This is a genomic window from Acidovorax sp. Leaf78 (assembly GCF_001422735.1).
In the GTDB taxonomy this organism is placed as follows: domain Bacteria; phylum Pseudomonadota; class Gammaproteobacteria; order Burkholderiales; family Burkholderiaceae_C; genus Acidovorax.
Genome location: NZ_LMLZ01000026.1, coordinates 96,057 through 114,237, shown reverse-complemented (window position 1 = coordinate 114,237; position 18,181 = coordinate 96,057). Strand labels below are relative to the sequence as shown.

Annotated in this window: 13 protein-coding genes; 10 read left to right on the top strand and 3 right to left on the bottom strand. The window is 66.3% G+C overall.

The genetic code is table 11. The features are described from left to right. Nucleotides 1–240 precede the first annotated feature (240 nt). A complete protein-coding gene (ahpF, locus tag ASF16_RS24835) occupies nucleotides 241–1,857 on the bottom strand; it encodes an alkyl hydroperoxide reductase subunit F (protein WP_056173797.1) in 1,617 nt (538 codons plus the stop codon). Nucleotides 1,858–2,068: 211 nt separating this feature from the next. Next, nucleotides 2,069–2,644: an alkyl hydroperoxide reductase subunit C gene (gene ahpC, locus ASF16_RS24830; RefSeq protein WP_056173794.1), complete on the bottom strand. Its 576-nt coding sequence runs from the start codon at nucleotides 2,642–2,644 to the stop codon at nucleotides 2,069–2,071. A 310-nt stretch (nucleotides 2,645–2,954) separates the two neighbouring features. Between ahpC and ASF16_RS24825 the strand changes: the two genes are divergently transcribed. The 8 genes from ASF16_RS24825 to ASF16_RS24795 all read left to right on the top strand — a co-directional run bounded on the left by ASF16_RS24825 (nucleotide 2,955) and on the right by ASF16_RS24795 (nucleotide 13,821). Continuing rightward, on the top strand, nucleotides 2,955–5,012 hold the full coding sequence (locus tag ASF16_RS24825; RefSeq protein WP_162241099.1) for a carbohydrate-binding domain-containing protein: 2,058 nt from the start codon (nucleotides 2,955–2,957) through the stop codon (nucleotides 5,010–5,012). A 217-nt stretch (nucleotides 5,013–5,229) separates the two neighbouring features. Further along, nucleotides 5,230–5,706, top strand: a complete 477-nt coding sequence (gene bfr / locus ASF16_RS24820; RefSeq protein ID WP_056173789.1) for a bacterioferritin — start codon at nucleotides 5,230–5,232, stop codon at nucleotides 5,704–5,706. A gap of 129 nt (nucleotides 5,707–5,835) precedes the next feature. After that, nucleotides 5,836–6,192, top strand: coding sequence for a hypothetical protein (locus tag ASF16_RS26415; protein ID WP_156372225.1), 357 nt, complete (start codon nucleotides 5,836–5,838; stop codon nucleotides 6,190–6,192). A gap of 451 nt (nucleotides 6,193–6,643) precedes the next feature. Further along, nucleotides 6,644–6,952 carry a hypothetical protein gene (locus tag ASF16_RS24815; RefSeq protein WP_056173788.1) on the top strand — a complete coding sequence of 103 codons (309 nt, stop codon included), beginning with the start codon at nucleotides 6,644–6,646 and terminating at the stop codon, nucleotides 6,950–6,952. A 125-nt stretch (nucleotides 6,953–7,077) separates the two neighbouring features. After that, the gene (locus ASF16_RS24810; RefSeq protein ID WP_235507509.1) at nucleotides 7,078–8,769 is read left to right on the top strand and encodes a PepSY domain-containing protein; all 1,692 of its coding nucleotides are present in this window, start codon (nucleotides 7,078–7,080) and stop codon (nucleotides 8,767–8,769) included. A 3-nt stretch (nucleotides 8,770–8,772) separates the two neighbouring features. Beyond that, nucleotides 8,773–9,105 (top strand): DUF3325 domain-containing protein, encoded by a 333-nt coding sequence (locus ASF16_RS24805; protein WP_056173785.1) that lies wholly within the window; start codon nucleotides 8,773–8,775, stop codon nucleotides 9,103–9,105. A gap of 314 nt (nucleotides 9,106–9,419) precedes the next feature. Then, on the top strand, nucleotides 9,420–11,579 hold the full coding sequence (locus ASF16_RS24800; protein WP_056173782.1) for a TonB-dependent siderophore receptor: 2,160 nt from the start codon (nucleotides 9,420–9,422) through the stop codon (nucleotides 11,577–11,579). A gap of 118 nt (nucleotides 11,580–11,697) precedes the next feature. Further along, nucleotides 11,698–13,821 (top strand): TonB-dependent siderophore receptor, encoded by a 2,124-nt coding sequence (locus ASF16_RS24795; protein WP_056173779.1) that lies wholly within the window; start codon nucleotides 11,698–11,700, stop codon nucleotides 13,819–13,821. A 78-nt stretch (nucleotides 13,822–13,899) separates the two neighbouring features. Here the strand turns inward: ASF16_RS24795 and ASF16_RS24790 are convergent, their stop codons facing one another. Further along, the gene (locus tag ASF16_RS24790) at nucleotides 13,900–16,053 is read right to left on the bottom strand and encodes a M48 family metallopeptidase (protein WP_156372224.1); all 2,154 of its coding nucleotides are present in this window, start codon (nucleotides 16,051–16,053) and stop codon (nucleotides 13,900–13,902) included. A gap of 584 nt (nucleotides 16,054–16,637) precedes the next feature. On the opposite strand from ASF16_RS24790, the gene ASF16_RS24785 reads away from it, so the two are divergent. Next, complete coding sequence (locus tag ASF16_RS24785) at nucleotides 16,638–17,855, top strand: PepSY domain-containing protein (protein WP_056173773.1); 1,218 nt, start codon at nucleotides 16,638–16,640, stop codon at nucleotides 17,853–17,855. Next, complete coding sequence (locus tag ASF16_RS24780; protein WP_056173771.1) at nucleotides 17,852–18,148, top strand: hypothetical protein; 297 nt, start codon at nucleotides 17,852–17,854, stop codon at nucleotides 18,146–18,148. Before ASF16_RS24785 ends, ASF16_RS24780 begins: the two co-directional genes overlap by 4 nt. The last annotated feature ends 33 nt before the right edge of the window (nucleotides 18,149–18,181 follow it).

Here is an 18,181-nt window from a genome sequence, read left to right as displayed (position 1 = left end):
TTCTATATGAGAATAATTATCAATACATATGTTGCAAATTATTCCTTGTAGCGTCTTGGGGTTTGGGCACCCACCCCGGGCGCAGCAGTTTGCACCAGGCGGCATCCATCGGCCGCACCATGAAAAAAGGGAGCCCGAAGGCTCCCTGGATCTGCACGGCAATAGCTGGCGATTTGCTATGAAATCAATAGCTTCTAGCGCTTTACTATCAAGCGGCAGCGGCCATTTTTATGCCCGTTGTCACACTGTTTCTGCCACCGCCGCGGCTGCGGGCGCCGCAGCCACAGGCTGGGCCACCACCGGCATGCGGATCAGGTGGTCGAACGCGCTCAGCGCGGCCTTGGACCCATCGCCCGCTGCGATCACGATCTGCTTGAACGGCACCGTCGTGCAGTCACCCGCCGCGAACACGCCGGGGATGTTGGTACGGCCGTGCGAGTCGACGATGACCTCGCCGAACTTGGACAGCTCCACCGTGCCCTTGAGCCATTCGGTGTTGGGCACGAGGCCGATCTGCACGAACACGCCTTCGAGCTGCACCAGGTGCTCCACATTGGTCGCGCGGTCCTTGTACTTGAGGCCATTGACCTTGCCGTCAGCGCCAGTGATCTCGGTGGTCTGCGCGTTGGTGTGGATGGTCACGTTGTGCAGGCTCTTGAGCTTGTTGACCAGCACGGCGTCGGCTTTCAGCTGGTCGGCAAACTCGATCAGCGTGACATGGGCCACGATGCCGGCCAGGTCGATGGCGGCCTCGACACCGGAGTTGCCGCCGCCGATGACCGACACGCGCTTGCCCTTGAACAGCGGGCCGTCGCAGTGCGGACAGTAGGCCACGCCCTTGTTCTTGTACTCGGCTTCGCCGGGCACGTTGACATTGCGCCAGCGCGCGCCGGTGGACAGGATCACCGTCTTCGACTGCAGCGTGGCGCCATTGGCCAGCTTCACACCGATCAGGCCACCGGGCTCAGCCGCGGGGATCAGCTGGTCGGCGCGCTGCAGGTTCATGATGTCCACGTCGTAGGCACGGGTGTGGGCTTCAAGCGCGGCGGCGAACTTGGGTCCGTCGGTTTCCAGCACCGAGATGTAGTTCTCGATGGCCAGCGTGTCGTTGACCTGGCCGCCGAAGCGCTCGGCCGCCACGCCGGTGCGGATGCCCTTGCGGGCGGCATACACCGCGGCTGCGGCGCCTGCAGGGCCACCGCCGACGATGAGCACGTCGTACGGTGCCTTGGCCGACAGCTTGGCCGCGTCACGGGCGGCAGCGCCGGTGTCGAGCTTGGCGATGATCTCTTCGACCGACATGCGGCCCGAGGCAAACACCTGGCCGTTCATGAACACCATGGGCACGGCCATGATCTCGCGGTCGGCCACTTCCTGCTGGAAGGCGCCGCCTTCGATCACGGTGGTCTTGATCTTGGGGTTGACGATGGCCATGAGCGACAGCGCCTGCACCACGTCCGGGCAGTTGTGGCAGGTCAGGCTCATGTAGACGTCGAAGCTGAAGTCACCGTCGAGCGCGGCGATCTGCTCGATCACCTCGGGCTCGATCTTGGGCGGGTGGCCGCCGGTCCACAGCAGGGCCAGCACCAGCGAGGTGAATTCGTGGCCCAGGGGCAGGCCGGCAAAACGCAGGCTGTTGGTGGCGCCCACGCGCTGCAGGGTGAACGACGGCTTGCGCGCATCGTTGCCGTCGGTGCGCAGCGTGATCTTGTCGCTGCGCAGGGATTGAATGGTCGTCAGCAGGTCCAGCATGTCGCGGGCGGTCTCGCTGTCGTCCAGGGACGCCACCAGTTCGAACGGCTGCTGCACGCGCTCCAGGTAGGCGGAAAGCTGGGTCTTGAGTTGTTCGTCGAGCATGGTGGTGTCCTTTGCTTTGAATTCTTGGGTGGTCGTCTATTTAGGGTGTGGCAAACACCGGCGTTTGCAATGCCTGTCGCCTCGGCCCGCGTAAAAAGTACGAGCGAAAAGTACGGGCGAAAAAAAGCCGGACGGCATGGCGCACACGCGCCATGACGCTGTCCGGCTCTGGAGCGCCCGGGCTAGGGCGCTCTGCCGAATCGGTGGCGGCTTAGATCTTGCCGACCAGGTCCAGCGATGGGGCCAGGGTCTTGGCGCCTTCGTTCCACTTGGCGGGGCACACCTGGCCGGGGTTGGCGGCGGTGTACTGGGCAGCCTTGAGCTTGCGCACGGTTTCCTTGACGTCGCGGGCGATTTCGTTGGAGTGGATTTCGGCCGTCTTGATCACGCCATCGGGGTTGATCACGAAGGTGCCACGCAGAGCCAAGCCTTCTTCAGGGATGTGCACGCCGAAAGCGTTGGTCAGCTGGTGCGTTGGGTCGCCGACCAGGGGGAACTTGGCCTTGCCCACGGCGGGGGAGGTTTCGTGCCACACCTTGTGCGAGAAATGCGTGTCGGTGGTGACGATGTAGACCTCGGTGCCGGCCTTCTGGAACTCTGGGTAGTTGTCGGCAGCGTCTTCGATTTCTGTGGGGCAGTTGAAGGTGAACGCTGCAGGCATGAAGATCAGCACAGACCATTTGCCCTTCAGATCGGCTTCGGTCAGATCGATGAATTCGCCCTTGCCGTTGCGGTTGACGAAGGCGGTGGTCTTGAAGGGCTGAACTGCGGTGTTGATCAGGGACATTGCTGTTTCCTTAATGGTTGGTTGACTGAACAAGGCTGAAGTCTAGGCCCATTGAGCCCATGAATCCAATTAATTGATTGCATTGAATCAATTGACTGTGACTATACAAAGCCTGCATGGCAGGGTGATGAAAAGCCCCCCGCGCCACCCCACCTGCATCGCCATCTCCGCGGTCATTGTGTTTCCGTTTGAAACGGCGTGAGCTCTGGTGGCCCCTCTTTGCGCTTCTTACAAAGCCATGCATCCCTTGCCCCCAAAGGGCAGAGGCCATGGCAGCACAACTCATCAACTGAACGAGAGGGTCGTTTTAATGAACACCACCAGATCTTTAACCCGCGCAGTGGCTTGCGGGACGGCCGCTTTGGCCCTGGCCGCCTGTGGCGGCGGGGGCAGCGACACCGCCAGCACCGCCGCGGACATGCGGGCCGCCAGCTCGGCCCAGGCGCAGGCCGAGGCCGCCAACCTCGTGGTGCGCGCCCGGGCCAGCCTGCTGGCCAATGTCGGCGCGCTGATGCAACTGCGCGTCAACGGGGTGGCCGTGGCCGACACCGAGGTACGCGAGACCACCTACCAGAACTACAGCTTCTCGGTGCCGGCCATCGGCAGCGGCGACAAGGTGGACGTGGTGTTCACCAACGACCTCAATGCCAACGGCCAAGACCGCAACCTGTATGTGGAGTCCATCACGGTCAACGGCACCACCGTGGCCGCCACGGCCGAGGGCGTGACCCTGGACCGCGGCATCGGCGACAAGGCGTTCGACGGCCTGGACGTGATCCCCGGCCAACGCTCGGTGTTGTGGAACGGCGCGCTGCGCTTTGCCGCACCGGGCGGCTCGGCCGTCGCATCCGCCCTGAGCCCCGGCTGCAAGGCCTTCTATGACGCGCGCCCTGCCTTTGCGCTGAGCACCACTCGCACCCTGGACACCGCTGCTGCGCTGGCCAACCCCGCCAAGGGCACCGCCCTGGCCGAGCCCAACTACCAGACCTGCCTGACGCGCGCCACGAACCACACGGCCGACGGCGTGTCGACCTTCGCGCGCAACGACTATTCGCGCCGCCAGCCCTTCAACGCCGACAGCACGCGCCACCTGGTCTACGCGCTCGACGGCCACTGGCATCTGTACGACGCCCACACCCATGCCCGCCTGAAGGTGCTGCCGTTCCTGGCCGCCGACGCCGAGCCGCAGTGGCACGCCACGAACCCGGACCTGCTGTACTACCTGCCCACCAACGGCGTGGGCATGCAGATCCACGAGCTCAACACCGCTACTGGCACCACGCGCGTGCTGGGTGACCTGGCCGCGCGCCTGAAGGCCCGCTGGCCCGGTGCCAATGCGGCATGGACCCGCTCCGAAGGCTCGCCCTCCAAGGACGGCCGCTACTGGTGCCTGATGGTGGAAGACGCCGCCTGGAACAGTCTGGGCGTGGTCACCTGGGACCGCGACACCAACACCATCCTCGGCACCAAGAACACCAACGGTGTGCGCCCCGACCACGTGAGCATGAGCCCCAGCGGCAACTACTGCGTGGTCTCGGGCGACGATGCCAGCGGCACCGTGGCCTACTCGCGCGACTTCAGCCAATCGAAGAAACTGCTGCACAAGTCCGAGCACTCGGACCTGGCCATCGACGCCAACGGCGACGACGTGTACGTGTCGGTGGACTACCAGGCCAACGTGGGCGACATCTTCATGGTCAACCTGCGCACCGGCGTGCGGACCTTCCTGCTGCCCAGCTACCTGAACGGCTCGGCCACGGCACTGCACCTCTCGGGCAAGGCTTTCAGCAAGCCGGGCTGGGTGCTGCTGAGCACCTATGGCGAGTACGGCGGCCGCCAGTGGTTCCACCGCAAGCTCATGGCGCTGGAGCTCAAGGACAACCCGCAGGTGCACAACCTGGCGTTCACCCGCGTGGTCTCCAACGGCTACTGGTCCGAGCCGCACGCCGCCGTCAACCGCGACTTCACCAAGGTGCTGTTCAACTCCAACTGGGGCACCGGCAGCGCCACCGATGTGGATGCCTACATGGTGCAGATCCCGGTGGGCGCCTTAAAGTCCACCGGCCTGCCCGGCACCGGCACGCCCCCTGCCACCCAGACACCGCTGGCCGTCACCGTGGGCACCGTCACCCACGCGGGCTACAACGCCAGCTACGTGCTGGCCACCAACCAGGCCGCCGCGTGCCGGGCGTCGTGGACCACGGGCAACAGCTACGGCGCGCTGTACGACGACATCGCCGCCACCGCCAACGGGCTCAGCCACTCCAAGTCGCTGTCGCTGGGCACCACCGCCGCGCAGACGGTGTACGCGGTCTGCAAAGCCACGGCCTCGGGCGCCGAGAAGGAAGTGGCGATCGTGCTGCCGTGAGCGCGTGATGGCTTGATGCCTGCGTGAGGACAACCGGCGCGCCATGCGCCGTGAAAGGCTGGTTGCCAGAGGGCGGCCAGCCTTTTTTTGCCTTGCAGATGCGAACACAACTCAGCATCACACGCAGACAGAGCGAAGACACAGGGGTTTGGCTTGCGGTGATTGATCGAGGTCACGACAATCGGGCCCGAATCCACAGAACAAACAAGGAGTCCCCATGAAAGGTGACGCACAGGTCATTGGCCATCTGCAGGCCCAGCTGAAGAACGAACTCACTGCCATCAACCAGTACTTCCTGCACTACCGCATGCTCAAGCACTGGGGCTTCGACAAGCTGGCCAAGAAGGAGTATTCGGAATCCATCGGTGAGATGAAGCATGCCGACTGGCTCATGGACCGCATCTTCACGCTGGACGGCCTGCCCAACCTGCAGGACCTCGCCAAGCTGCAAGTCGGCGAAGACGTGCCGGAGATCCTGGCCTGCGACCTGCGCTCCGAACAAGGCGCCCAGGCGACGATCAAGGAAGGCATTGCCCACTGCGAAACGGTGCGCGACTATGTCTCCCGCGACCTGCTGCAAAAGATCCTGGACGACACGGAAGAGCACATCGACTTCCTGGAAACCCAGATCGACCTGATCGACAAGGTCGGCCTGCAAAACTACCTGCAATCCCAGATGGGCGAGGCAGAGTAAGCAAGACCTCAAAGACTTCAGTTTTCTCAGAGCGCTCCACGAAAAAAGCAAAGAAGAAATCAGGAAAACGGGCTTCGGCCCGTTTTTTTGTGCCTGCTCAACCAAGTTTTTTCGTTAGGCTCCTGACTTATGCAAGCGTCCCACCAGCTCGTAGCACAACGCATACGCAACCGCCTGTTCGAATGGCTGGGAGCGGCTGCGCACGCAGACAAAGACGAGGATCTGGCAGAGCTTGTCAATCAATGGAGCGATTGGACCAACGACGCGCCTGTGGCTGAAAGTTTCGGCGCCCCGGCTTTTACGCTGCGTGAGTTGAACGCACTGTCTCGGGTTCAAGCCGATATAGACGAGTTTTGCAAAGTTACGCCTCAATTTTTGCGGCCCGAAGATGGGGTGAGGTGGTCCAGCGTCAAAGCTTCAGCAGCTGCCGCATTTTCCGTTTTCGGTGACAGAGGCTTGCTGCCGGAGAACGAGCCTGTCGCCTGATATTTGGGCCCCAGTAGATTGCTAAGGGGGCCGGCCATGCCCCCAAAGACACGCGACCGCGTCACAGAATGTTGCAACCGCACATCAAGACAGCAAAAGTCTGGACCCAACGAATGCGAATGCTTCTCAACAAAAGTAGAATGCGTTCTTACGACCAGCGTTGACCCCTGCGACGCCCGCCTGATGCTCAGGCCATGGGCATCCAGTGATCGCCGCACGCTGGCCTGAATCTCCTGAACACCAGCCAGCCAGTCAGCCGGGGCCTTGCCGCCCCGCCGCTGCAGCCAGCGTTTGACCGTTTTCGCCTGCAAACCTGCCTGGAGCCATCCCTGATGCTGCGCCGCACCGCCAGCCCCTGCCTGCCCGGGGCCTCCCCTTCGTCGCCTTCGTCGCCTTCGTCCCCACCGATGGGATCACCGCTGGCCCGCTGCCGACCTGCGGCAGGCACGCCATGAAGGCCGCGCGCGTCGATTGGCGCTACCGGCTGGCCATCACCTCTCGCGCTGTGGCGGCCATTGGCGGCGGCTATGCGCTGGCGGCGGGGTTCGCGGCGGCGTTGTCGCTGGGGCTGGCGCAGTTCATGCCGCGGGTGGAAGCCGTGCTCACCGCCACCATGCTGGCCTGGCTGGCCTACGCCATGGCCGCGGGCTGGGCGTTCTATGCCCGCACCGCCCTGGGAGCCTGGGCGGGCACGCTGCTGCCAGCGCTGGTGCTGGGCGCCTGCGCCATGGCGCCGCAATGGATGAAGGCCGCCGCATGAACACCACCACACTGACACCCGACGCGTCCGCAGACATTGCAGCGGGCACGCCCACGGCGGCTACTGTGAACGCCAAGGCCAAAGCCGCCAGGACACCCAACGACCGCGAGGGCTTTCGCCAGGCGATGTCGTGGCTGCACACCTGGGCCGGGCTGATCCTGGGCTGGCTGCTGTTTGCGATCTTCCTCACCGGCACGCTGTCGTTCTTCAAGAACGAGTTCAACCTGTGGATGCGCCCCGAGATGCACGGCCTGCCCGCGGCGGATGCGCAGGTGGCCCAGAAGTCGCTGGATGCGCTGGTGCGCAAGTCGCCCGAGGTCACGCAGTGGATCATGCACCTGCCGGACGAGCGCGACCCCGCCGTCAACCTGCTGTGGCGCGGCACCGGCAATGGCCGGTTCGAGACGCTTCGCATGAACCCACAGACAGGCGAAGCCATCGAGGCGCGCCAGACCATGGGCGGGGACTTCTTCTACCGCTTCCACTTCGAGCTGCGCACGGCCCAGAAGGGCCGCTGGACCCTCGAAGGCCGCTGGGTGGTGGGCGTGGCCACGATGCTGATGTTCGTCGCGCTGATCACGGGTGTGATCACGCACCGCCGCATCTTCAAGGACTTCTTCACCTTCCGCCCCACCAAGGGCGGGCAGCGTGCCTGGCTGGACGCGCACAACGTCACCGGCGTGCTGGTGCTGCCGTTCTATTTGATGATCACCTTCAGCGGGCTGATGATCTTCCACACGCTGTACATGCCCGCCGGCATCGCCACCACGTACAAGAATGAAAAAGGCGTGGACTCCAACGCGTACTTTGCCGACCTGCAGGGCGAGAAGGCCGAGAGCCGCCCCCGCCGCGGCGCGGGCGACAAGGTGGAACCCCTGCCCGCCATCGCGCTGCAGCCCATCCTTCAGGAGGCCCGCACCCGCTGGGACGGCGGGCGCATCGGCAGCGTGCAGGCGCGCCGCGATGCCAAGGGCCGCGCAGTGGTCGAGGTCACGCGCCACGAGGGTGACCGCCTGCAGTACCGCCCGCCGCGCCTATTGTTCGACGCCACCACCGGCCAGTGGCTGGACCAGGCCGACCCCACCGGCCCGGCCGCCAAGACCTACGGCGTGCTGTACGGCCTGCACCTAGCGCGCTTTGCCGATGCGGGCATGCGCTGGGCCCTGTTCGGCTTTGGCGTGCTGGGCAGCCTGATGATCGCCACCGGCATGGTGCTGTGGACCGTCAAGCGCAGCGCCCTGTCGCAAACCAAAGCCGGCCGCCAGGACGCAGCCGCAGCGCGCACCAAGGCGCCGTTCGGCGAGCGCCTGGTGGCCGCCATCAACATCGCCACGCTGGCGGGCCTGCCGCTGGCCTGTGGCGTGTACGTGGCCTCCAACCGGCTGATCCCCGTGGGCATCGAGGGCCGGGCCGATACTGAGCTGGGCTGGTTCTTCAGCGCCTGGGGCATCGCGCTGCTGTGGGCGCTGGCGTGCGCTGTGGTGCGGCCGAGCCGCATGGGCTGGTCGGTGCCGCTGGGGGCCGCGGGTGTGGTGTGGACGGCCCTGCCGCTGATCAATGCGCTGACCACCCACACCCACCTGGGCATCACGCTGCCCGCGGGCGAATGGATCTGGGCCAGCATGGACTTGTCGTTCCTGGCCACGGGCCTGCTGCTGTGCTGGCTGTCCTGGCGGCTGCGCCCGGGGCGCGTGGCCAAGGGCCGGGCGGCGGTGTCCCAGGCACCGCGCCACGCCGCAACCGGCAACGCATCGGCCCCGCAGCCCGCTGCACCGGCGCTGTCGGCCACGCCCGACGTCTCCACTACGGGGGCCTGATCCATGTCCGCTTTTCTGCTGTGTTTTGCCGCATGGTCGGCCATCGCGCTGGGCATGGACCGCCACCACGAAGACGCCCTGGGCCAGGGGGGCACGGCGCGCCGCCTGCTGCACCTGCGCCGCGCCGGATGGCTTTTGCTGTTGCTCTCGCTGTGGCTGGCGGCGCGTCCGTCGGGCGACGCACCGGCCTCGCTGGGCGTGACAGCGTGGACGGTCGCGCTCTCGGTTGCGGCTGTGGCCGTCACCGCCATGGTGACCTGGCAGCCGAAGCATGCGGCACCCGCAGCGGGCCTGGCGCTGGCAGCCGGCCTGCTGGCATGGGCCGGCGGATGGTGATGGAGCACGGCGCCGCACGTTGCTGAGCAGCTGACGCAGCCGTAAGACCTGCGCAGCCGCGCATCAACGCGACGGCCCTTTCTGCCTGCCCTCCTTCCTGGCGATTGCCCGTCTACCGCGTTATCCGCTGCCACTCGTTCTCCTGGCTCTTCCGGTTCTTCTGGCTCTTCTCGTTCTCCTCGCTCCCTTCGGTCTCCCGCGTTTCCTCTCACCGCTTCGCACACCTCCCAGCCAAGGCCGACCACCGGCCCCAGCCAGGCACGAGGCGCGAGCTTGTCTTCACCTGCGCTGCGCACACAACCAACGGAAAAATCATGCACGCATTTCAGCGATCTCTCACGCTCAGGCCCCTGTCGGCCGCCCTGCTCGCTGCGCTCTGCAGCGCTGCGTGGGCCCAGAGCCCGCCACCCGGCACCGCACCGCAAACGCTGGGCGAGGTCACGGTGCAGTCCACCACGGGCGACGACGGCTATTCGCCCGCCGCCAGCACCTCGGCCACCAAGGGCAGCGCGCCGCTGCGCGATGTGCCCCAGGCCGTGAACGTGGTGCCCGAGCAGCTTATGCGCGACCAGGGCGCACGGTCGATGGAAGACGTGTTGCGCAACGTGCCCGGCGTGGCCATGAGCCACGGCGACGGCCAGCGCGACCAGGTGGTGATCCGCGGCTTCACGGCCATTGCGGACCAGTTTGTCGACGGCGTGCGCGACGATGCGCTGTACTTCCGCGACCTGGCCGACATCGAGCGCGTGGAAGTGCTCAAGGGCCCCGCCGCCGTGCTGTACGGGCGCGGCTCGTCGGGCGGCCTGATCAACCGCGTGACCAAGAAGCCCAAGTTCGGCGAGACCTCGGGCGAGGCGTCGCTGGGCCTCGGTAGCTTCGATTACCGCCGCGCCACGGCCGATGTGAATGTGGGCATCAGCGACACCGCGGCCTTTCGCATCAACGCCGCGGTGGAGGAGTCGGGCAGCTACCGCGACCAGCAGTTCGTCAAGCGCCACAACTTCGCTCCATCGCTCGCGCTCAAGCTCGCGGCGCAGACCGACCTGCTGCTGCAGTACACCAACGCCCGCGACAAGCGGCTGACGGACTTCGGGATTCCGGCGCTCAATGGCCGGCCCGTCAACGTGCCCGCCAGCACCTACTACGGCTCCAGCAATGCCGCGCGGGACGACACCACCACCAGCACCATGCAGTCGTTCGCGGCCACGCTGAACCACCGCTTCAACGACGACTGGTCGGTGCGCAACGTCACGCGTCTGTACGACTACGCGCTCGACCGCTACAACACCCTGCCCGGCGGCACCACCGACCCGGTGAACCTGACGGTGGGCCGCACGCGCTCGTTCATCCTGCGCGATGAAAAAGGCTTCTTCAACCAGACCGACGTCACCTGGCGCAACCAGCTGGGCGGCTTCCAGCAGGAATGGCTGATGGGCGTGGAGCTGGGCCAGCAAAAGAAGCGCGCCGAGTCCGTCTCGGGCGGCGCGGACCGCGTGCCGATCTTCAACCCCGGCAACCGCCCTGCCCCCGCCATCCCGGCCGCCAGCTTTGCGGCCGACGGCGCCATCCCCAGCCACACCACGCAGGACACTGCCGCGCTGTACTGGCAAAACCAGATCACGCTGGCACCACAGTGGAAGGCGCTGGTCGGCGCGCGCTACGACGTGTTCGGCCAGGAGACCACGTTCGACCGCAAGCTCGCGGGCCTGTCGCGCACCGACAAGAAGTTCAGCCCCCGCGCGGGCCTGGTGTGGCAGCCCAGCGATGCGCTGTCGTACTACGTGTCGTACAGCAAGTCGTTCCAGCCCTCGGCCGAGACCTTTGCACTGGCCGCCAACAACACCGGCGCCGAGCCCGAGATCACCGAGAACAAGGAAATCGGCGTGAAGCTCGACGTGCTGGACGGCCGGCTGAACTTCACCGGCGCGCTCTTCAACCTCGAGCGCACCAACATCAAGAACACCGACCCGACCAACCCATCGCGCCAGATCAACGTGGGCACGCAGCGCACCAACGGCCTGGAGCTGACCGCCAATGGCCGCCTGCCCGACCGCTGGGACGTGAGCGCGGGCTACGCGTGGCTTGATGGCCGCATGACCCGGTCGCTGGCCACCACGGGCTCGCTGCAGCTGCCCACGGCGGCCATCGCGGCGCAGGGCAAGGTGGCTGCACTCACGCCGCGCAACTCGGCATTTTTGTGGGCCATGAAGGACCTGGGCCACGGCCTGCGCGCGGGCGGCGGCGTGAACTACGTGGGTGCGCGCTTCACGTCACTGACCAACCTGGTCACCCTGCCCGGCTACACCACGCTCGACGCGGCGCTGCAGTACACGGTGGGCCAGTGGGACCTGGACGTGAACATCAAGAACCTGGCCAACCGCAAGTACTACGTGTCCGCCCACGGCAGCAACGACAACCTGATCCTGCCCGGTTCGCCCCGCGCACTGCAGGTGACGCTGCGCACGCGGTTCTGACGCGCCAGGCCATCTGCCTGCTGCGAATTTTCAATAGAAATGGCTGCTGCCGCTTGACAGACAAGCGGTAGCAGCTACTAAAAACATAGCGTTTTACACACCGAGGAGGAGAAGCACCATGCGCATGCACCCACTGGCCCTGGCGGCCTCGCTGCTGGCCACGCTGGCCACAGCCCAGGCCCAGACCGCCGCCACCACTGCCGCCACGGCCGCATTGCCCGAGGTCAAGGTGACCGACGGCGCGGACGGCGCCACCACCGAGGGCAGCGGCCAGTACACCGCCCGCGAAGTCAGCGTGGGCAAGCTGCAGCAGGCCCCGCGCGAAACGCCGCAGTCCATCAGCGTGGTCACGCGCCAGCAGCTTGACGACCGCAACCTGACCAAGGTGGAAGACGCGATCAAGCTGAGCACCGGCATGACCATCACCCGGCTGGACGGCGCGGGCAACTACAACTCGTTCCAGTCGCGCGGCTTCGATCTGGGCGCGATCCAGCTCGACGGCGTGCCCATTCCGCAAGGCAACTACAGCACGCTCGACACCGCCATGTACGACCGCATCGAAGTGCTGCGCGGCCCGGCCGGCCTGCTGCAGGGCGCGAGCGAACCCGGCGGCACGGTGAACCTGGTGCGCAAGCGCGCCCCGTCCAAACTGGCCATCGGTGCCGACGCGGCGGTGGGCTCGTTCGGCCTGCGCCGCGGCACGGTGGATGTGGGCGGCGGCCTCAACGCCGAAGGCACGATCCGCGCGCGCGCCGTGGCCGTGGTGGAAGACCGCGACAGCCACATCGATACGCTGTTCAACAACAAGCGCCTGGGCTACGGCACGCTGGAATGGGACATCGCCCCGTCCACCACCGTGTCGGTGGGCGCAGCGCAGCAGCGCGTACGCGCCGCCATCGACCAAGGCCTGCCCACCTATGCCGATGGCCGCCTGGCCGACCTGCCCCGCAGTTCTTTTGCCGGCCTGCGAGCCAACCGGCAAGACATGGAGACCACCGACGTCTTCGCAGAGCTGGAGCACCGCCTCGCCGGCGGCGGCGTGGTGCGCCTGTCCGCGCGGGACATCGACCGCACGGCGTTCTACCGCTCGGCCCGCGCCAACAGCGCGCTGGCCGCCAACGGCAGCTTCACCATGGAGACGGTGGACGGCGACTTCCACGTGCGCACCCGCAACTACGACGCCTTCCTGGCCACGCCGGTGCAGGTGGCAGGCCGCACCCACAAGCTGCTGGTGGGCGCGAGCCACAACGAGGGCAAGACCTGGGACGGCAACTACGCCTACGGCCAGCCCCGGCCCTTCAATTTGCTGCGGCCCAACTACGACCTGGCCTATCCCGACATCCCGCTGCCGGGCTTCACCTCCCTCATCACCCGCCGCGAGAACGCGCTGTACGGGCAGGCCCAGGTCAGCCTGGCCGACACCGTCAAGCTGCTGGCCGGCGGCCGCCTGTCGTGGGCGGAGGTGGTGACGCGCAGCACCAGCACCGGCGCAGTCACTGCCGCCGCAGACCCCGGCCGCCAGTTCGTGCCGTCGCTGGCGCTGATGTGGGACTTCCACCCGCAGTACACCGCCTACGCCAGCTACGCCGAAACCTTCGTCGTGCAAAGCCAGCTCACCACCGCCAAGCAGTTGATCGAGCCGCGCACGGGCAAGCAGGTCGAACTGGGCGTGAAGGGCGAGTTTCTGCAAAAGCGCCTGCAGGCGCATGCAGCACTCTTTCGCATCATCGACGAGAACCGCGCCATCGCCGACCCGGTGGTGACCAACGCATCCATCGCCGGCGGCAAGGTCCGCGCGCAGGGCTTCGAGGCCGAGGTCAGCGGCCAGCCCCAGCCCGGCTGGGACCTCGTGGCGGGCTACGCCTACAACGACACCCGCTACCTCAAGGCCCCCGTGGCCCAGCAGGGCCAGGTGTTCAGCCCCATCACCCCGCGCCACAGCGTGAACCTGTTCACCCGCTACGCCTTCACCCACCCCGCGCTGCGCGGCTTCAGCGTGGGCGGCGGCATGTCCTGGCGCAGCGAGTTCTTCGCGCAAAGCGGCGCGTTGCGCATCAACGCACCGGGCTACGCAGTGTTCAACGCGCAGGTGGGCTACCAGATCACCGACCACCTGTCGGTGAATCTGTCGGTGGACAACCTGCTGGACAAGACCTACTACGAAAAGGTGTCGGGCGTCAGCCGCCAGAACTTCTATGGCGAGCCGCGGCGGGTGACGGTGGCGCTGAAGGCCAGGTATTGAGCATGCAGGCATGCACGCATCCCGCCATGGCTGCGGCACACAGGCAGCGGGCTCGCCCGGTGCTTGTGCGCGGCCAGGTCACATCGACTGTAAATGCTGGCGCGCATGCCAGCCAGACAGGTAGCGCATCACGGCCTCGTGCATGGCGTCCATGTCCATGCCCTTCGCCTTCGACATGCCCACCAGCAGCTTGTTCTTGGCCGGCCGGTAAGTGATGCGGCGCAGGTTGGAATGCGGCGCCTGCAGCCGCGGGGCTGCGGGGTCCAGGTCGAAGGTCATCACCATGTTGGAGCCGTTGACCACCGTGCACGAGTAGTCGCTGACCGAAGACCAGGGCACGATCTGCGGCCAGCCGGGCACGACCATGCCTTCGGCGGTGAGCTGCATCACCATGACGACGGACCGCCGCCAGAACCACCAGGTGATGCCGATCAGCATGACCGTCAGACCCGCCGTCATCAGGATCAGCGTCTGAAACCCGGCAAACGACTTACCCGGTGAGAAGCTGTGCACCACCAGTGCGGCGCAGGCAGCAAAAGCGATGGCGGTAAAGCCGGCAAAAAGCCAGACATTTGCCTTGCGCTCGAACAAGTCGACAGAGCCTTGCGCCTGCTCCACCGTATCGGCCAGGTTCTTGCGCACCTGCTCGTTCTGTTCACGTGCCAGGCCTTTGAAGTCGGCCAGCAACCGCGCCTGCAGGCCCTGGCTGTCGGCGAACAAAGAGCGCACCCACACCATGGCCTGGTCGTCAGGCAACACCAGCACGCGCTGCACCATGGCGTCGGTCACCGGGGCGTTCACGGCCTTGGCACGCTCCAGCGTGGGAGGATGGGTGTCGCTGGGGTGCATCGTCGCCACTTCGGTCGCAAAGTCGGGGGCCTTCAAGCCTGCTTCCCGCACGGCATCGTGCAGCATCTGCACCAGGTCGCTGCCCGCCTCCTGCGGGCGGCGGCCGATCTCGTTAAGCACGGTGTTCACGACGTCGTGCAGCGCGGTGACGCGCACCAGCGATCGTGCGACCGCCTCGCCGCTGACCAGCCGGGCAGCCACCTGGTCGGCCGCGAATTCGCGCACACGGCTCCAATGCTTGACCGCCAGGTCGAAGCGCTCCAGCAGGTATTCGATGAAGGTGGTGGCAGGCAGATCCGCCCACGAGCCGCTGTTGTTGCGGCCGTAGATGGCGTGCAGGCTGGCCACCAGCCGCTGGTAGATGGGCGAGAACTGCAGGCTGTACGCCGTGTCGGCGCCTGCGAAGTGCCCCAGTTCGTGCGCGAGGATGGCGCTGATCTCGTCGCGCTGCAGCAGCGTGAGATAGGTCAGCGGCAGGTACATGGTCTCGCCTGTCAGCTGCTGGCCGCTGGGCACCAGTTGCATGGCGTGGCCGGTGACGTAGAAGCCATCGGTCAAGCCCACTACCAGATGGGCGGGCGCTGCAGCCCCGGCGGCCTGGGCCAGCGTGTCCACATAGGCCCACAAGGCGGGCGCTTCTTGCCGCGACACCGACACGCCCATGACTTCGTTGGGTTCGTCATGCAGCACCTGCAGCGATGTGTACAACGCCCGCAACAGCGTCGCGCCCCACCACAGCACGAGGCCTGCGACCAGCAGGATGACCATCTGGAACTTGGCCTCGCCCGATCCCGCGCGCTCCAGAATCACCACCTGGTACGCCACCCCCAGGCGCGCCACCAGCAGGCCAGCCACCGTGGCCATCAGCAGGCCCATGTGCACAGTGAGGTAGGTGGGCAGCAGGTTGCGCCAGCGGACAAAAAGCCGCATCAGCGCATCGCGCGACTGCAGTGCCTGGCGGCCCGCTGCGCTGACCCCGTACAGCCCCGCCAGCGCGACCAGTGCAGTCAGCACGCCCGCCACCATGGCCGCGATACTGGCCGGGCGCACCACCGCTGCTACCTGGGTGCGGGTTGCCGTGTCGCCCCGAATGCTCTTGGCGATCTGCTGCAACCTGAGGGATGCAGAAAACCCGCTGTGCTGTTGCCCGTCGATGGTGATGACGGTGCGCGGGTTCTCACGCACGGCCTCCAGCGCATCCGTCACCTCGGCCAGCATTTGCTGCTGCTCTGCAGACAGCCCCGTCTGGGCGTACTGACGGTATTCCCAATAGCCGATGCCCGAGAGCAGCAGGGGAATACACACCGCCCACAGCACCAGCCGCGCACTGCTGGGCAGGGCCTGCAAGGCACTGGATATTTTTTGACCGAACGAAAAAGCCATGAGGGTTGGAATAGTTGGTTTTTGATGGATCCGCGTGCGGGCCGCACGCCGGGGTTGCCGCGCAGCCACGGGCCACTGCCTCCGCGTCAGTGGCCGCGCCTGAACGACTCCCGCCGAAAGCCTTGCAGCGACCGGCATGCACCGGCGTGAAGGGCAACGGGCTCACAAGGCGTTGTTTCAGGCGGTGCGATTCTGCCGCCGCCCACGCCGCACAACGCGATGGCAGGGCTACCAAGAAGCAACCGTTTGTGTTTTTGGCAGCGCCGGTGCCTCGCTGCGGTGCTGTGAACCACGGCCGCCGCAGCATGTGCTGTTGCAAAAACGCACGCGCACAAGAAAAAGAACCATTCTCATTTAGAATGTAACCATTCATACCGCAAGCCAGTCGCGGGGAGCATCCCTCCTTCGGACCAGCCAGCACTCGCCGTCGCCCCCTTCCCTTTTTATCGAAGAGGGCGACCGTCTGGACCCAAGCCCATCTGGCTCGCTGTAGCGGCCGCCGTGGCCGCTGACCGCAGCGGCCTGTCGGCAGGCATGCCCGCGAGGGGGCCGAGGCCAGGATCACCTGCTGACCACCACCCGCCATGTTTTCGCCCACCGCCCTGCGCCGCTGGTCATGGACCCACAAGTGGTCCAGCCTGGTCTGCACCGTCTTCATGCTGCTGCTGTGCCTGACCGGCCTGCCGCTCATCTTTCACCACGAACTCGGCCACCTGCTGGGCACCGAGGTCGAAGCGCCTCCCATGCCCGCCCACACTCCGCGCGCCAGCCTGGACAAGGTGCTGGCCGCCGCGCAGGGGCTGCACCCCGAGCGCGTGGTGCAGTTCGCCTCGCAGCCCGAGGACGACGACGCCCTGTGGTTTGTGACCCTCACGCCCACACCCGCGCCGACCGAGGATTTCAAGTCCATCGCGGTCGACGCGCGCACCGCCGCCGTGCTGTCGCAGCGGCCGGTGGACGAGGGCTTCATGTACATCATGTTCCGCCTGCACGTAGACCTGTTCGCGGGCCTGGCGGGCAAGCTGTTCCTGGGGTTCATGGGCTTGCTGCTGCTGGTGGCCATCGTGACTGGCGTGGTGCTGTACGCGCCGTTCATGCGCAAGCTGGCCTTCGGCGAGGTGCGCCGGGACCGGTCCACCCGCGTGAAGTGGCTCGACCTGCACAACCTGCTGGGCATCGTCACGCTGGTGTGGGCCTTCGTGGTGGGTGGCACGGGCATGATCAACACCTGGGCCGACCTGATGATCAAGTACTGGCAGTACGACCAGCTGTCGACCCTGCTCAAGCCGTACGAAGGCCAGCCCACCGTGCCCGTGGCCGAGCGCGGGCCGCTGCAGCAGGCGCTGCAGGCCGCGCAGGCGCATGCGCCGGGCATGAAGCTGTCGTTCATCGCCTTCCCGGGCACGGCGTTTTCCAGCCCGCACCACAACACGTTCTTCCTGAAGGGCAACGAGCCGCTGACCTCGCGGCTGCTGCAGCCCGTGATGGTGGATGCGCGCACCGCAGAGGTCACCGCCGCACCAAAGCTGCCGTGGTATCTGACGGCGCTGCTGGTGTCGCAGCCGCTGCACTTTGGCGACTACGGCGGCATGCCGATGAAGATCATCTGGGCGCTGCTCGACATCGCGACCATCGTCGTGCTGGGCAGCGGGCTGTACCTGTGGCTGCGCAAGGGCGTGCAGGCGGGCAGCACCACCGCAGCCGCCACAGCGCCCGCGCCTACCGGCCTGCCCAATGCCTCTACCGCCATCCCTGCCGCACGCACCGGCACCCCGCTGTCCCGCACGGAGGGCCGCGCATGAAGCCGAACCCGTTCTGGTCGCTGTGGGGCTGGCCCATCGTGGTGGGCGTGCTGACCACCACGGGCCTGATCACCGCCCTGGTGTCCGACACCTGGGGCGACTGGTGGTCGTGGGTGGGCCTGGGCGTTCCGGTGGCGGTGATGGGCTGGTTCTCATGGCCTTTTTCACAGCAGGCACACCATGCACGCCGCGCCCTCCGTGACACCCCGGCACCGCAGACCACCCCGGGCCGCGCCGGCGACCCCGTCGACACCGACATCCACAGCAGCGGCACCACTTCGGCGCCGCGCTGACACCTCCTTCAACTTCATTTTTCACACCACGAC

Coding starts and splice junctions, on each gene's coding strand:
- ASF16_RS24780 (WP_056173771.1), top strand. CDS start 17,852: ATGAAGCCGAACCCGTTCTGGTCGCTGTGGGGCTGGCCCATCGTGGTG.
- ASF16_RS24810 (WP_235507509.1), top strand. CDS start 7,078: ATGTCGTGGCTGCACACCTGGGCCGGGCTGATCCTGGGCTGGCTGCTG.
- ASF16_RS26415 (WP_156372225.1), top strand. CDS start 5,836: ATGCAAGCGTCCCACCAGCTCGTAGCACAACGCATACGCAACCGCCTG.
- ahpC (WP_056173794.1), bottom strand. CDS start 2,644: ATGTCCCTGATCAACACCGCAGTTCAGCCCTTCAAGACCACCGCCTTC.
- ASF16_RS24825 (WP_162241099.1), top strand. CDS start 2,955: ATGAACACCACCAGATCTTTAACCCGCGCAGTGGCTTGCGGGACGGCC.
- ASF16_RS24805 (WP_056173785.1), top strand. CDS start 8,773: ATGTCCGCTTTTCTGCTGTGTTTTGCCGCATGGTCGGCCATCGCGCTG.
- ASF16_RS24790 (WP_156372224.1), bottom strand. CDS start 16,053: ATGGCTTTTTCGTTCGGTCAAAAAATATCCAGTGCCTTGCAGGCCCTG.
- bfr (WP_056173789.1), top strand. CDS start 5,230: ATGAAAGGTGACGCACAGGTCATTGGCCATCTGCAGGCCCAGCTGAAG.
- ASF16_RS24795 (WP_056173779.1), top strand. CDS start 11,698: ATGCGCATGCACCCACTGGCCCTGGCGGCCTCGCTGCTGGCCACGCTG.
- ahpF (WP_056173797.1), bottom strand. CDS start 1,857: ATGCTCGACGAACAACTCAAGACCCAGCTTTCCGCCTACCTGGAGCGC.
- ASF16_RS24785 (WP_056173773.1), top strand. CDS start 16,638: ATGTTTTCGCCCACCGCCCTGCGCCGCTGGTCATGGACCCACAAGTGG.
- ASF16_RS24800 (WP_056173782.1), top strand. CDS start 9,420: ATGCACGCATTTCAGCGATCTCTCACGCTCAGGCCCCTGTCGGCCGCC.
- ASF16_RS24815 (WP_056173788.1), top strand. CDS start 6,644: ATGAAGGCCGCGCGCGTCGATTGGCGCTACCGGCTGGCCATCACCTCT.